The sequence below is a fragment of the Vibrio sp. MA40-2 genome (assembly GCF_047302445.1).
Classification (GTDB): Bacteria; Pseudomonadota; Gammaproteobacteria; order Enterobacterales; family Vibrionaceae; genus Vibrio.
Genome location: NZ_CP178627.1, coordinates 657,489 through 672,044 on the forward strand (window position 1 = coordinate 657,489; position 14,556 = coordinate 672,044).

The following is a 14,556-nucleotide window of genomic DNA, read 5'->3' on the forward strand; positions in this document are numbered from 1 at the left end:
GAATCACTTTTCAAGTAGAATGCGCGTGATTTAGGTTGTTATTTATTAATAGTTTACTAGATATATATAGCAAATAGATATAAGCGATATATAGCAAATAGATATTGTTGTTAATAAGATAACTTTATAAAAAATTATCTTATTAACAAAGTGTAATCATTCACTAATCGATTAATTCAGTTATACATTAATCACAATTAAGTATAAAATGCATTGTTTACATACAAATTGCAAATAAGTTAATAATTACAAGGTTTTTCCTTTTTATGCTCCAGTGCCCTAAAATCAGACTTAATCTACGCAAGCTTATCCTTTTATTGGCTGTCGTTAGTGTTGTAATTACACTACTCAATGCTTTGTATTCTATCTATAAAGTCGAAGGCGATTTGATTGTAGATAACACTCTTGAATCCAATCGAGTCTATTCGGAAAAAATGGCTGAAGTGACCGATACCTTTATCGCATCGGCTCAATCACAACTTAAATACAGTGCTAGCACACTCAGTTTGAGAATGAACGATGAGCTCTATCTGCAACAAGAAACGGATCGTTTACGCAATCAGACACAAACATTTAATTCCGTCGTAGTAGTTAATGCATCCGGTAAAATTATTTCTGTTTCACCAGAAACCGTTCAAATTAAAGGTATACAGGTTTCATCGCAAAATGCGTTACAGTCGTTGACCGAAAAAAGACCACTCGTGACTAACCCCTTTACCTCTGTTGCAGGTAATTACCTAATCAGTATTTCTCACCCAATTTTTTCACCGCAGGGGAATTATCTTGGCTATGTTGCTGGTACCATTTATTTGGAACAAAAGAACATTTTATCCAGTATTTTAGGCAAGCATAGTTATGAAGATGGTACCTATCTGTATGTGGTCGACCGGAATAAAACCATTATTTATCATCCAGATATCAATAAAATAGGCCAAATAGTTGAAAAAAATATAGCCATAAACAAAGTTGATAAGGGTGAGACTGGCTCATTAGAACTGGTCAACTCTTCTGGCGTACATATGCTTGCGGGCTTTTCACCAATATCAAGATCCGGCTGGGGAGTCATTGTTCAACGAGATAGATTAGTCACACTTGCAGAGCTTAACCAACAAGTTTTAAACGTGGTTAAAGAGCTGATACCGGTGGTAATTGTCACTTTCATTTTCATTTGGGTATCGTCTATTTTCATTTCTAGACCACTTTGGGAACTCGCTAGTGCGGTTAAAAACTTTGAACAACAAAGCAATAGTAGAAACGATTTAAATCACATTAATCCCTGGTATTACGAGGTATCTCACCTTAAAACTACCTTGGTTAAAGCTTTTAATATTATGTCCACCACCATTAATCAATTACATAGCGACAGTCATACGGATGCAATGACGGGCTTATTGAATCGAAGAGGCTTGGAGCAAGCTATCGAGTCATTTAATTTATATAATGTGCCCTTTTCAGTACTAGCAGTCGATATTGATTTCTTCAAAAAAGTGAATGATACCTATGGTCATGACCAAGGAGATGCTTTGATTATCGCTATTTCAAATGCAATGCTAGAAGAAGCGAGGCAAGAAGATGTGGTATGCCGTTATGGTGGTGAAGAATTTTTGATATTTTTGGCAAAAACAAATCTTCAAGTGGCTAATAATATTGCTGAACGATTAAGAAAAAAAATCGAGCAATATTCATTCCCTACCGTTGGTCATGTCACCGTTTCAGCTGGCTTGTCTCACTGGTCAGGACAACCAATGAAAATTGAAGATGTGATTAAACATGCTGATGAAGCACTATATGAAGCCAAAAGAAATGGTAGAAACCAAGTCCAAACAAAATAACGACGGTTATCTGGTTAAGTGACAAACCGCTAATACATGAGAAAACAAGGAAACAATATGATAATCGCAATTGGTAATGACCATTCAGGGCTAGCGTTAAAAACTCATATTGTTTCTCATTTAGAGTCACTTGATCATCATATTATTGATGTTGGTACCAATGATCCAACCAGAACGCATTCCGCCTTGTATGCGACGAAAGTGACAAATCTGGTCAATAATAATGAAGCGGAATTGGGTATTTTGATCTGTGGAACTGGGGTAGGCATGTCGATATGCGCCAATAAAGTAAATGGCATTCGCGCCGTCATTGCAGCCGACCCGTATACGGTTAAACAAGCAAAACAACACAATAACACCAATGTTCTTGCTCTTGGCGCACTCACTACCAATGAAACACTAGCGACAGAACTCGTCACTGTATGGCTTAATGCACAATTTGAAGATAACGAGGTGCGCAACTATCGATTAGAGCTTATCAACGAGATAGAAGCTCAACAAATTAAATCCGCACAAGCTAAATCTAACCAGACTAAACCTGCTGCTAAGTCTAATTGAATCGCCCCGACTGACCAACCTGAACGGTAGACAAAAAGAACGAACGCTATTTTTCTCCCAAACGAATACTTTCAGACCGTGCTCGCAAGTATTCAATAGTGAGTAACAGTAGCATAGACAGCACCACTAATAGCGTTGCTACTGCTAAAATGGTTGGGTTAATTTGTTCTCGTAAGCCAGAAAACATTTGCCGAGGAATAGTACGTTGCTCAGGACCGGCAAGGAATAGCACAACTACAACTTCATCAAACGATGTGACAAACGCGAATAATCCTCCAGAAATAACCCCAGGACGAATCAACGGCATAATTACTTTGAAAAAAGTGTAACCGGGTTTTGCTCCCATGCCTAACGATGCATTCACCAGAGAATGGTCAAAGCCTGCTAAAGCTGCGTTAACAGTAATAATAACGAACGGTGTACCTAAGGCGGCGTGGGCGATAATGACACCAAGATAAGTACCCGCTAGATTCAATTGTGTGTAGAAAAAAAACATGCCTGCTGCAGTGATGATCAAAGGCACGATCATTGGCGATAAAAGTAGTGCCATTATCGCACGTTGAAATGGCATATCAGAATTACTCATCCCAATTGCTGCCAGTGTACCTAATACCGTTGCAACAATAGTGGAGGCGATACCAATAAGGAAACTGTTTTTGATGGCTAGCATCCACTTCTCATCTTGCCAAATCTGTTGATACCACTTAATAGAATACGCATCAGGCTCAAACGCAAGCATCCCTTCGGTAAAAGAGAAAAACGGTTCAGCATTAAATGACAGAGGAATAATCACTAATATTGGCAACATCAAGAACGCCAATACCAAATAGGCACCAAACGATAGGCTCAATGAACCCAGCTTTTGTATCGGTGAATAATAGCTTGGAAAACGTAGCATAATTTACCCCAATTTAATATTTTTAACGCCGACACTGCGGTCATAAATCCAATAAAGCAGCACTATCAATACTAATAATAAACTGCCTAACGCTGCGGCTAATTCCCAGTTATTGGATGATTGCATATGGAAAGCAATAATATTACTGATCATCTGTCCGTCGGTTCCCCCAACCAGTGCTGGAGTTATGTAGTAACCAATAGAAATGATAAACACCAAAAGTGCACCAGCACTTAAACCGGGGAATGTCATTGGGAAATAAATTTTATAAAACGCGGGAAACGGTTTGGCTCCCAGAGATAATGCTGCTTTGAAGTAACTCGGATCAATATTTTTCATCACACTATAAAGTGGCAAAATCATAAATGGTAAAAGAATGTGAGTCATAGAGATGACCGTGGCAAATTCGGTATACAGCAGTTCCAACGGGTCATTAATTATACCGAAAAACTGCAAGGTAGAATTCACCACTCCGTTGGTCTGCAATAACGCGATCCAAGATGTGGTTCGCACCAGTAAAGAGGTCCAAAATGGCAACAATACAAAAACAATTAAAGTATTGGCTTTCTTTGAACTGGCCTGAGCCAAGAAATAGGAAAGTGGAAATGCAAGGATAGCGGTAAATAAAGTAATGGTTAATGCAATACGCAGACTACGCCAATACAATTTTAGGTAAATTTGCGTATCTCTAGCTTCTATATTGCCCGCGATATCTCGCTCTAGATCCAGTGCGGTAAGATAAAATCGATCCGTCCAAGCACCACCAAACTGATCCATTGAAATCCATAAATCTGGGTTATGCCATTTTTTATGCATGGCCAGCAACTGCTCACCGTTACCATTGGCTAACTCTTCAACCGGAATTCTTCTTAATTTACGTGAAGACGATTTGATCAAACTAGAAGAACCGGGTACCGCTCGATTCAACTCTTCAGCCAATTTACCCGAACGGCGTTCATTGGCTAACGTTTGTAGTTCTTGACTGAAAATCGCAATCGTCGATCCTGGCGGTAAATCACCTTGCTGTGAATCCCAACTTTTCATTGCAGCTAAAGTTTCTGGGATCAACTGTGCAACCGTAGGATGATAAACACTGCGATATAACATAGTGGCAATCGGAGCAATAAATGCCAACAGGACAAAACACAAAAGTGGTAACGTAAATGCTAACAACTTGAGTTTCTTTCGTTTCAGTTGTTTCTGAAAATGCGCTTTCTCTTGCGAATTAAGTTGTGCTGACATTTATAACTCCTTTTTCAATTAACTACTGGCTTACTTCAGCAACCATTCATTAAATTTCTCACCTAGAGATTCACCATAATCAGCCCAGAAAATACCTGACGCTTTCAATCCTTCATCCAAGTGTGAAGACGGTAATTTAGGAATTAGATCTTTGTCCACATATTCATACGACGATTGACGTGTTGGACCATACGCAATATCCGGCATACCTGACAACGGTTTTGAACCTGTTGCAAAACGGATAAACTCTTCGGCTAACGCTTTATGTTTTGTTCCTTTCACAACCGCCCAAACATCTAAATCATATAAATGAGCATCCCATACCATTTCAAATGGTTTCTCTTCAGCTTGAATTGCATTAAAAATACGACCATTAGCAGATTGAACCATCACCGCCCCACCATCATTTAACAATTGTGGTGCCTGTGACCATGAATCAAACCAAACGATGTCATCTTTTATCGAAGCTAATTTATCTAGCGCTCGTTGTTGACCTTCATCAGTTTCTAGTACCTCATAAACATCTTCTTTTGCGACTCCATCAGCAATCAAGGCCCATTCCATGTTTACTTGTGGACGCTTGCGAAGCGCTCGTTTTCCAGGGAATTTTTTGGTGTCAAACAAGTCCATTACGCTTGTTGGCTCACCGCCTTTAATGGTATCGCTGTTATAAGCAAATAACACTGTCCAAACAATGTTCCCTACACCACATTCATTAGCCAAGGCCTCTTTATTAAAGTCTTCCATAGCAGGAGTGCCATCAGCACCATCTGGTAATGTATCCATCGGGAATGGTTCTAATAGTCCTTCAGAACAAGCGCGTTCCAAATCGATTACTTCCACATCGATCACATCCCAAAGTACATTGCCACTTTCAACTTGAGCTTTAAGTTCAGCAATACCACCAGAATAGTCTTCAAATAAAATTTTATGGCCAGTTTCTGCAACAAAAGGATCAATCATATATTTTTGTTGTGTTGCGCCATATGAGCCACCAAAAGATACCGCAGTCAATTGTTCAGCAGAAGCATTTGCACTAAATACGCCAGCGAGCAACATCGCGATTGTCGTTGTTCTAATCATAAAGATTCCTTCTTAGTCCATTAAGTTGGTTTGGTTAAGGTTTGAGCGCTAATCCATCGTCAACTGCCCATGTTAACCTTGCAATTTCACCAGGTTTAAAGCGCGGAGCCTGATGGTCATTGAGTACCTTTAACATGACTTCTGTTTCGTCACTCAATAAGAAAAAATAGCGAATAAAATCGCCAACATAGAGTTGAGTAATAAAACTGGCCTCAACGCTATTAGCATTGGCTTGAGCATGATCGCCAATAAACAAGTTTTCCGGACGAACCGTGAGAATACACGTTTCACCTATTTCCGGTGGATCTATAGCTAACGCCTTTATTCTGCCTTTTCCGGTCGCTTTTCCGTCGCCGAGTTGAAGTTCAGCGTACTCGCCATCTAGGCTAGTAACGACGGCAGGAAGATGATTGTTTTCACCAATAAAGTCCGCCACAAAGGCGTTGGCAGGTTTTTCATAAAGTTCATCAGGACTAGCGCATTGTTGAACAACACCATCATCAAATACAGCAATACGATCAGACATGGTCAGCGCTTCTGTTTGGTCATGCGTGACATAAATCGCTGTAAAGCCGATTTTTTCATGTAAACGTTTAATTTCGAACTGCATTTGCTCACGAAGATTTTTATCCAACGCGCCTAAAGGTTCATCCATTAACACAATTGAAGGTTCGAAGATTAGCGAACGAGCTAAAGCAACACGCTGACGTTGTCCACCGGACAGTTGCCCCGGATAACGTTTACCAAACATTTCGAGTTCAACTAGAGCCAGTGATTCCGCAACACGAGATTCAATTTCAGCGGCAGCAATTTTTCTAACTTTAAGAGGATAAGCAAGGTTTTCTTCAACAGTCATATGCGGGAAAAGAGCGTAGTGCTGAAACACCATACCAATGTTTCTATCATAAGGTGCAACATTAGTTATAGGCTCACCATTAACTAATATTTCGCCACTAGTGACATCTTCAAACCCTGCCAACATCATTAAGCAAGTGGTTTTTCCTGAACCTGAAGGACCGAGAAGAGTAACGAACTCCCCTTTACGTATATTCAAGTTAAATTCTTTCACCACAAGATTATGTAGATCGTAACTCTTTTTAACTTTGACAAACTGTACGTACTTCTCTTCATCTAATTTGTTCATGCATCCCTCTTTGAAGTGCCTTTTGCATTGATGTTTCTATTTACAACACAGGCAACATTCAACACATAACATCCTGTTTATAAGTAAAGCCTCCGCAAGTTCAATGCCAAGTAGACTTGTGTGACTAAAAATTAACCACGTGATTGATTAACAAATTGATTCTTACAATTAGGTAGTTTAATAACCCAAATAAACAATAGTTAGCAGTATAATTAACTATACAAATTGCGGGCTAAAAATTAAAAATCGCCAATAATAACTTCAGCACGGTGCGGGTGCACAAATAGTGTGCAATTTGTAATATTCGATAAATAACATTTCACTTAGCCTATTCGAATAATCCATTCGAATAATTAATGCTAAATCCATTGATGTTTAATTAGGTGAAATAGAAAAATATAAAATAACTTTGTAAACAATATGTTATAGAAAAATAACCTTACATTAACCTGATTAACATTTGACCGTTTCAACTTTAAATACACAATATCGGCATCAATCTGCTCAATATTTGAATCACCTCACACATCTTAATTTTTTAAACCATCATTTTATTTTTAAAATTGATTTGTTTCGTATTTTTAATATAGTCTTTTCACAAACTAACAACCAACAGTGGTGAAAGAATGACATATGATTACATCGTAATAGCTGGTTACTTTATATTAATGGTAGTAATTAGCTTTTTATTCAAAAACATGGCAAGTAAAAGTACCAGTGACTATTTCCGTGGGGGCGGTAAAATGATTTGGTGGATGGTGGGTTCAACCGCATTCATGTGCCAATTCTCAGCTTGGACGTTTACTGGAGCAGCAGGTAAAGCCTACAGTGACGGTATGACCATCATGTCAGTATTTCTTGCAAACTGCGTCGCCTATCTATGTGCCCACTTCTTTTTTGCAAGACGCTTTCGCCAAATGCGTGTTGATACTCCGACTGAAGGAATCAAACAACGTTTCGGTGGTATTAACGAACAATTCTTTACTTGGGCAATAATTCCACTCAGTGTTCTTAGTGGTGGAGTATGGTTGAATGGTCTGGGCGTATTTGCTTCAGCGGTATTTGATGCTGATGTCAATACCACCATTTTTATCACTGGTGCTGCTGTATTAATGATTTCACTCTTATCTGGTGCATGGGGAGTGGTTGCTTCTGATTTTGTACAAACACTTGTTGTCGCCGTCATTTCTATTTCTTGTGCAATAGTTGCTCTGGTAGCGGTTGGTGGACCAAGCGTAATAGTGAATGAATTCCCATCTGGTTTTGTCGTTGGTCCGGATATGAATTATCCAGTACTACTGATTTGTTCTTTTATTTTCTTTATTGTAAAACAAGTACAAAACCTCAATAACATGCAGGACTCGTATCGATTTTTAAGTGCTAGAGATTCAAAACATGCAGATAAAGCCGCATTAATGGGTTTCTTCCTAATGCTTGCTGGGTCAGTCATTTGGTTTATTCCTCCTTGGGCAACGGCTATTCTAAATCCAGATGCCGCCAGTGCTTATTCTAACCTAGGAGCCAAATCTAGTGATGCCGTTTTCCTCGTTTTCGCTAGAGAATGGATGCCGATAGGTACTGTTGGTCTGCTAATGGCTGGTTTATTCTCTGCCACCATGTCATCGATGGATTCAGCTCTAAACCGAAATTCAGGTATTTTCGTTCGTAGCTTCTATTCAAATATTGTTCGCAAAGGAAAAGCCTCTGACCGCGAATTGTTACGTGCAGGACAAGTAGCTTGTTTAGTTAATGGTGGCTTAGTTATTTTAATGGCTCAGTTTTTCAATTCTCTGAAACATATGAGCTTATTCGACTTAATGATGAGTGTATCAACGCTCGTTTCTACGCCAATTTTAGTACCGCTATTCCTGGCTATTGTCATCAAAAAAACCCCTAAATGGGCAGCTTGGGGAACCGTTGTATTCGGTATGCTCGTATCTTGGTTATGCTTAACAGTTCTTACGCCACAATGGTTCGCCGAGCTTACTGGTATGGGTGAATTAACCAAGCGTGAAACATCAGAATTAAGAAATATTATTACTATCGCGGCGCATTTATTCTTAACTGCCGGTTTCTTTATCGCCAGCACCTTGTTTTATAAAGAACCTAGTGCAGCCGATTTAGAGCGTGAAGAGAAGTTCTTCGAACAACTTGAAACACCTGTTGTGGCAGAAGAAGGACAAGATGAATATGACCGTATTCAACGGTCTCGATTAGGAACTCTTGTCACGTACATGGGACTAGGGTTATTCCTCATGATACTTATTCCAAATCCAATGTGGGGCCGATTAATGTTCGCTGGATGTGCAATAGCAATTTTGCTGATTGGCTATTTGTTAAGGAAAAGTGCCAATACACCATCCGAAGACTGTGTTGAAGAACTAGCTTAGCTCTGATTGTAATCAAAGACATATTGATAAACTGGTCAAGTATGCGGTTATCAATCATCAAAAAGTGAGGTGCCTTGTAAAATATGGCCCTCACTAATTTTCGGTTAAATAAATTGATAGCAAATAACTTGATCTTAAATAACGTGGCACCACGAAACCTAGTTTTAAATAGCGATGATGTTAAATAATTTAAATGTCAGCTCGCTTACTCTCAAACTAAACCACCTTATTTCAAACAACATGTTTATTGCTTGAATTTCAACATCGACATTTTCAACATTGAAAAAGTAACCATCGATAGCATTGATTAATACATTCAGTGGAATCGATAAATATGGAGAAAAAAATGAAAGCTTTTATCTGTGATGATTTCTTATTAAACAATGAAACCGCTAAAAATTTGTACCACAGTTACGCCAAAGAATTACCGATTATTGACTACCATAATCATCTGAGTGCCAAAGAAATCTTTGAAGATATTACCTTCGATAACATTGCTCAAGCCTGGCTCGGTCACGATCACTACAAATGGAAAGCCATGCGCAGTAACGGAGTTGATGAGTCTTTCATTACTGGTGATGCCAGTGACTTTGACAAATTCACTAAATGGTGCGAAACAGTTCCACAATTAATTGGTAACCCTTTGTATCCATGGACACATTTAGAACTGCGTCGTTATTTTGCGATAGACACAGTAATCAACAAACAAAATAGTCACAGCATATGGCAGCAAGCCAATGAAAAAATCGCGACTAACGCTTATTCTGCTCGTAACTTAATTAAAATGATGAATGTTGAATCATTATGTACCACCGATGACCCTCTAGATGACTTGCAATACCACATTGCCTTAGCCAACGAAGACTTTGATGTCAAAGTGCTACCGACATTTCGTGCTGATGCTCTTTACAACATTTCGCGCCAACAAGCTTTTGTCACTTGGATAGAAAAACTCACCGACGTGACAAAAATGCCTATCAGTAATTTACAGGATCTATTTACAGCGTTAGACACGCGTTTTGATTACTTTCATAAGGCAGGTTGTCGTCTTTCTGATTTAGGGTTAGCAGAAGTTGAATTCGCTGATTGCACTCTAGATGAAGCGGATACGGCTTTCAAAAAGGTAATAGCAGGTCACCCCATCAATCCATTAGAAGCCGCTCAGTTTAAAAGCCAATTATTCCAGTATATCGGTCGTAAAAATAAAGAATTAGGTTGGACATACCAACTGCATATTGGCGTATTACAAGATATAAACAAACGACGTTTCAATGAAATTGGCCCTGCTGCCGGTTTTAGTGCCATTAATGATACCTGTTTTGCTCGCAACTTAGGCAATCTACTCAGTAGCCTAGATGAGGATAAAAGCTTACCGCAAACCATTATTTACTGCCTAAATCCACGCGACAACGCAGTGATAGGAACATTAATTGGTGCATTCCAAGATAGCGACTGTTCACCGGGTAAAATTCAGTTTGGTGCAGCGTGGTGGTTTAACGATCAAAAAGAAGGCATGATCGAACAGATGAAAACACTGGCAAACGTTGGTTTGCTCGGGCGTTTTGTCGGTATGCTAACGGATTCTCGAAGCTTGTTGTCTTTTCCTCGTCATGAATATTTCCGCCGAATCGTATGTAATCTCATTGGCGAATGGGTGGAGCAAGGCGAATTACCTAATGACGAAACGCTATTAAAAGAAACCGTGCAAGCTATTTGCTATCGTAATGCAAAAAATTATTTTGGCATTTAATATCACGCGTCTCCTGCTCAACTCGCCTCTCTCACTTTGAGAGGCGATATATAGAACAAACAAAACAGGTCGCTTCGTCCATCAGCACCAAACTGTTTTACGTCAATTAGTAATCTGGTCTTACATAAATTAGTCACCTGTTTTTACATAAATAAATAAAATGAGATAGCCCATGCTGCAATTTTCACCACAAGAGATGGAGCGAATCATCGCTCGTAGTAATCATGAAATAATTGAAGCACTTAAAACTAATAACAAAGTCGTGCTTCAATCTGAAACATTGGTTCCACCTGATGCTCGTGCCACTTGGAACCACTACTATTTTTGTCCCGAACATGGCGTTCGGCTTGAATGGGACCGAAATAACGACAAACAACACCGTTGCCCAATCGATGGTAAAATCTTCACCGGTGAGCCCTATGATGGCGCATGGTGGCGTTGGTTAAACGGCTTAAATTCTAAAGCATGTAATGATTTGGGGCTGCTATGGCATCTAACTGGCGATAACCGCTACCTTGAAAAAGTGAAAGAGATATTATTAAGTTACGCCGATGTTTATCCTAGCTATGAAGAACATGGTGGTATTCCTTATAACAATCCGGGTAAAGCGAATTCTCAAACCTTGTGCGAAGCAAATTGTCATATAGATTTTGCCCGAGGTTATGATTTTGTAAAACAAGCGCTAAGTGAAGATGAACAGGTTCACATTGAGCAGGACCTGCTGCGTGAAGGTGCTGAGTTTATGATGCAGTATCGAACGCCACAACTGCATAATCACGAAATGAAAATTGGCTCTACCATTGGGGTGATCGGTTTATTGCTTAATGATGAACGGCTAATCGATTTTGCCTTAAACGCGGAATATGGGCTGCGATACCAAATGGAGCACGGCTTAATTGGTGAAGGAATGTGGTTTGAAGGGTCGGTTCATTATCACTACTATGCACTACAAGCACTCATGGGCTTCGAGCTTATGGCTCGTCGCACTAACCATACATTAAAATCACATCCTAATTTTTACAAGTTACTCTCTTACCCTTTGCAACTCATTATGTTAGATGGCCACTTTCCATTAATTAATGACAATGTATTCGGCCAAGAAGTACTTAATCAATCTTATTTATTTGAGTACGCTTATTCAGAGTTTAACGATCCACTGTTTGGTCGAGCATTAAAAAACATTTATCAAAATATCAGTCGCGATAATCTTGATGCACTGTTGTATGGTGTCGAACAACTACCGGAACATTTAGAACCACTAGATGCACAACCTCTGCATTCTCCAGGTGTTGGTATTACCACCATGGTGGATAAAGTTCGCAACAATATGTTATTGGTTAAACACACACCTTTCGGTGGCGAACATGATCATTATGATCGCCTCGGTATTTTATTGTTTAGACATGGGCATCAATTGTTGCCAGACTTAGGCACCTGCGGTTATGGCGCCGAATTGCACTACAGCTATTATAAAAATACCGCGACTCATAATGTATTAGCAGTTGGACAAAAGAATCAGCCGCCAGCTAAACCCAAAGTGCTGACTTACCAGCAGAATGAACAGGTAATATTACTTGATACTCTAGTAGATTGGCGTGAAACCTATTCAGGACTAGATAGTCACACTATCGTGCAGTGGGACGAAGATGCCTATCGCGACATACAATTTCGTCGCAGTATTGTCTGGCTTGGTGACATCGCTATCCAAATAGATCAAGTAGAAAACCCTCATCAAGCACAGCTAGATTTAATCTGGCATTATCGAGCTAACTATTTACCGTCCAGTCAAAATAAAGCAATCGATAACCCGTTCACACAAGGGCCATTGCATTATCTTAGTGATTGCACAACAAAACCGATTAGCGGAGTAGTCAAAGAACAATTTTTGGTAGAAGGTGAAGAAGAACCGTATCAATGCTTTATTTCAGCCAATGCTGAATTGTTATTCGCCCAAGGTCCGGATAACCCAGCCACAAAAAATTTATCTTATATGCTCTGCCGCAGCAATGCTCTGCAATTGCGTTCCGTAGTGGTTCACGATTTAACGGTCGGCAATACAATCAGTGATGTTTCTGTTCAGTGGGATGGCGATATAGTGACGTTATCTATCCAAAACCAAACCGCACATGACGATATAGCACACCAGCAACCATTGCAGTTGACCTTGCAGTTTAGTCCGGATGGAATGAAAATGCTTTAATAACAACTCAAAGATAAGACCAAATTAAGTGGCCTGTCACCCTGAACAGGTCACTTCTTAAAGGTAAACGGACTCGTTATTAACAGACTGGTTATTTATAAAAAACTGGTAATCTATAAAAACCCATTTTTATCGATACACTTCACAAAATCGTACAATTACTAGCCAAAATTAAAATTATCTCATGAATTCAAAATCATTGTATTCAAAGCACTTTTTTCGTGCAGAGCACATCTATAACACACAGTAAACCATACGCCACTCTTTATAAATGATAAGAACTTTAAATTAACTCATTGTTTTATAGCATTTTTTAATCTATGGTTAATAGCGGCACGGTTTTAGCTAGCTACACAAGCTGCCTCAAATGAATACAGTGAATTGTCTTTATTCACAACATCTTAAGTTTGTACTAGGAGAACGCTTTGACAAGGACGCCAGTTTGGGATGCACATACATGTGTGCCTCTCTTTGCAGAATACAATTTAGCTTCACTGCAACGTCATATCGATTGTGGTGCCTACTATATTTCTATTAACGTCGGCATGGACTTTAATCCATTATCCGAGATTATCCAGATCATCGCAGGCTTTAGAAAACGCATAGATGAACTGGATTTTTTGGTTCAAGTCAATGATTTTTCAGACGTTGAACGAGCACAACGAGAAGGAAAACTAGCGGTATCTTTTGATTTAGAAGGAGGGATTCCGTTATGCGAGAGTCCTGCAATGGTCGCCCTATTTGCCGACCTCGGCGTAAAGCAAGTACACCTTGCTTATAACCGTAGCAATTCTCTGGCTGGCGGCTGCCACGATACAGATACAGGCTTAACCCAAAAAGGCCGAGCCATTGTCGATGCCATCAACGCCAATAAAATGTTTATGGATGTCTCTCATACTGGTTATCGAACGAGTATGGACATTTTTGAATACTCATCTAAACCAGTAATCATTAGCCATGGTAACCCTAGGGCTCTGAAAGATCACAACCGTAACTACTATGACGACCAACTAAAAGCCTGTGCCACTACAGGTGGTGTAGTATGTATTAACGGTGTCTCTCGGTTCCTTAATTGTCCGCAAGCCAGCGCACAAAGTATGGTTGAAGCGATAGATTATCTAGTACAACTTTTAGGCTATGAGCATGTCGGATTAGGATTAGATTTTGTCTATGACAGCCACTTAGATAAAGGCCCAGAGGGGCTAGATGTTAGTCATTGGTGGCCACCAGAATATGGTTATGATAACGCCAGTGACGGGTTTTTAAACTTATTATATGCGCCACCTGAACGATTTTTGGAAATGACGCAATTACTCACAGCAATGGGTTATAAACAAGCGCATATAGAGGCGATTTATGGCAACAATATGCGTAATTTAGCACAACAAATTTGGAGGTAATAACACTCAAATAACTTATCAAGCCTACTCGATTAAACATGAGTGACTGCTTGAATACT

At 39.5% G+C, this 14,556-nt stretch carries 10 protein-coding genes; 6 read left to right on the forward strand and 4 right to left on the reverse strand.

Annotation, left to right across the window (positions count from 1 at the left end):
- The first annotated feature begins 266 nt into the window (after positions 1-266).
- Positions 267-1,832, forward strand: a complete 1,566-nt coding sequence (locus ACLKML_RS02825; RefSeq protein ID WP_413283562.1) for a diguanylate cyclase — start codon at positions 267-269, stop codon at positions 1,830-1,832.
- Positions 1,833-1,889: 57 nt separating this feature from the next.
- Positions 1,890-2,390, forward strand: a complete 501-nt coding sequence (rpiB, locus tag ACLKML_RS02830) for a ribose 5-phosphate isomerase B (protein WP_413283563.1) — start codon at positions 1,890-1,892, stop codon at positions 2,388-2,390.
- Positions 2,391-2,436: 46 nt separating this feature from the next.
- Here rpiB and ACLKML_RS02835 read toward each other — a convergent pair whose 3' ends face one another.
- From ACLKML_RS02835 to ACLKML_RS02850, 4 genes are read right to left on the reverse strand one after another with little or no spacing between them, the layout of a single operon-like run.
- The gene (locus ACLKML_RS02835) at positions 2,437-3,288 is read right to left on the reverse strand and encodes an ABC transporter permease (RefSeq protein ID WP_413283564.1); all 852 of its coding nucleotides are present in this window, start codon (positions 3,286-3,288) and stop codon (positions 2,437-2,439) included.
- A gap of 3 nt (positions 3,289-3,291) precedes the next feature.
- Positions 3,292-4,530, reverse strand: a complete 1,239-nt coding sequence (locus ACLKML_RS02840) for an ABC transporter permease (protein WP_413283565.1) — start codon at positions 4,528-4,530, stop codon at positions 3,292-3,294.
- A gap of 30 nt (positions 4,531-4,560) precedes the next feature.
- A complete protein-coding gene (locus tag ACLKML_RS02845; protein ID WP_413283566.1) occupies positions 4,561-5,613 on the reverse strand; it encodes an ABC transporter substrate-binding protein in 1,053 nt (350 codons plus the stop codon).
- A 34-nt stretch (positions 5,614-5,647) separates the two neighbouring features.
- Entirely contained in the window at positions 5,648-6,757 is a 1,110-nt protein-coding gene (locus tag ACLKML_RS02850) for an ABC transporter ATP-binding protein (RefSeq protein ID WP_413283567.1), read from the reverse strand.
- Positions 6,758-7,383: 626 nt separating this feature from the next.
- Here ACLKML_RS02850 and ACLKML_RS02855 point away from each other — a divergent pair.
- The 4 genes from ACLKML_RS02855 to ACLKML_RS02870 all read left to right on the forward strand — a co-directional run bounded on the left by ACLKML_RS02855 (position 7,384) and on the right by ACLKML_RS02870 (position 14,497).
- Complete coding sequence (locus tag ACLKML_RS02855; RefSeq protein WP_413283568.1) at positions 7,384-9,147, forward strand: sodium:solute symporter family protein; 1,764 nt, start codon at positions 7,384-7,386, stop codon at positions 9,145-9,147.
- Positions 9,148-9,493: 346 nt separating this feature from the next.
- Positions 9,494-10,897 (forward strand): glucuronate isomerase, encoded by a 1,404-nt coding sequence (gene uxaC, locus ACLKML_RS02860; protein WP_413283569.1) that lies wholly within the window; start codon positions 9,494-9,496, stop codon positions 10,895-10,897.
- A 172-nt stretch (positions 10,898-11,069) separates the two neighbouring features.
- Positions 11,070-13,097 (forward strand): heparinase II/III family protein, encoded by a 2,028-nt coding sequence (locus ACLKML_RS02865; RefSeq protein ID WP_413283570.1) that lies wholly within the window; start codon positions 11,070-11,072, stop codon positions 13,095-13,097.
- Between the two features lie 425 nt (positions 13,098-13,522).
- The gene (locus tag ACLKML_RS02870) at positions 13,523-14,497 is read left to right on the forward strand and encodes a dipeptidase (RefSeq protein ID WP_413283571.1); all 975 of its coding nucleotides are present in this window, start codon (positions 13,523-13,525) and stop codon (positions 14,495-14,497) included.
- Positions 14,498-14,556: the final 59 nt, after the last annotated feature.

Excerpts from the sequence above, each read along its gene's own strand:
- ACLKML_RS02855 (WP_413283568.1), top strand. The coding sequence starts at position 7,384 with ATGACATATGATTACATCGTAATAGCTGGTTACTTTATATTAATGGTA.
- ACLKML_RS02835 (WP_413283564.1), bottom strand. The coding sequence starts at position 3,288 with ATGCTACGTTTTCCAAGCTATTATTCACCGATACAAAAGCTGGGTTCA.
- uxaC (WP_413283569.1), top strand. The coding sequence starts at position 9,494 with ATGAAAGCTTTTATCTGTGATGATTTCTTATTAAACAATGAAACCGCT.
- ACLKML_RS02865 (WP_413283570.1), top strand. The coding sequence starts at position 11,070 with ATGCTGCAATTTTCACCACAAGAGATGGAGCGAATCATCGCTCGTAGT.
- ACLKML_RS02825 (WP_413283562.1), top strand. The coding sequence starts at position 267 with ATGCTCCAGTGCCCTAAAATCAGACTTAATCTACGCAAGCTTATCCTT.
- ACLKML_RS02840 (WP_413283565.1), bottom strand. The coding sequence starts at position 4,530 with ATGTCAGCACAACTTAATTCGCAAGAGAAAGCGCATTTTCAGAAACAA.
- ACLKML_RS02845 (WP_413283566.1), bottom strand. The coding sequence starts at position 5,613 with ATGATTAGAACAACGACAATCGCGATGTTGCTCGCTGGCGTATTTAGT.
- rpiB (WP_413283563.1), top strand. The coding sequence starts at position 1,890 with ATGATAATCGCAATTGGTAATGACCATTCAGGGCTAGCGTTAAAAACT.
- ACLKML_RS02850 (WP_413283567.1), bottom strand. The coding sequence starts at position 6,757 with ATGAACAAATTAGATGAAGAGAAGTACGTACAGTTTGTCAAAGTTAAA.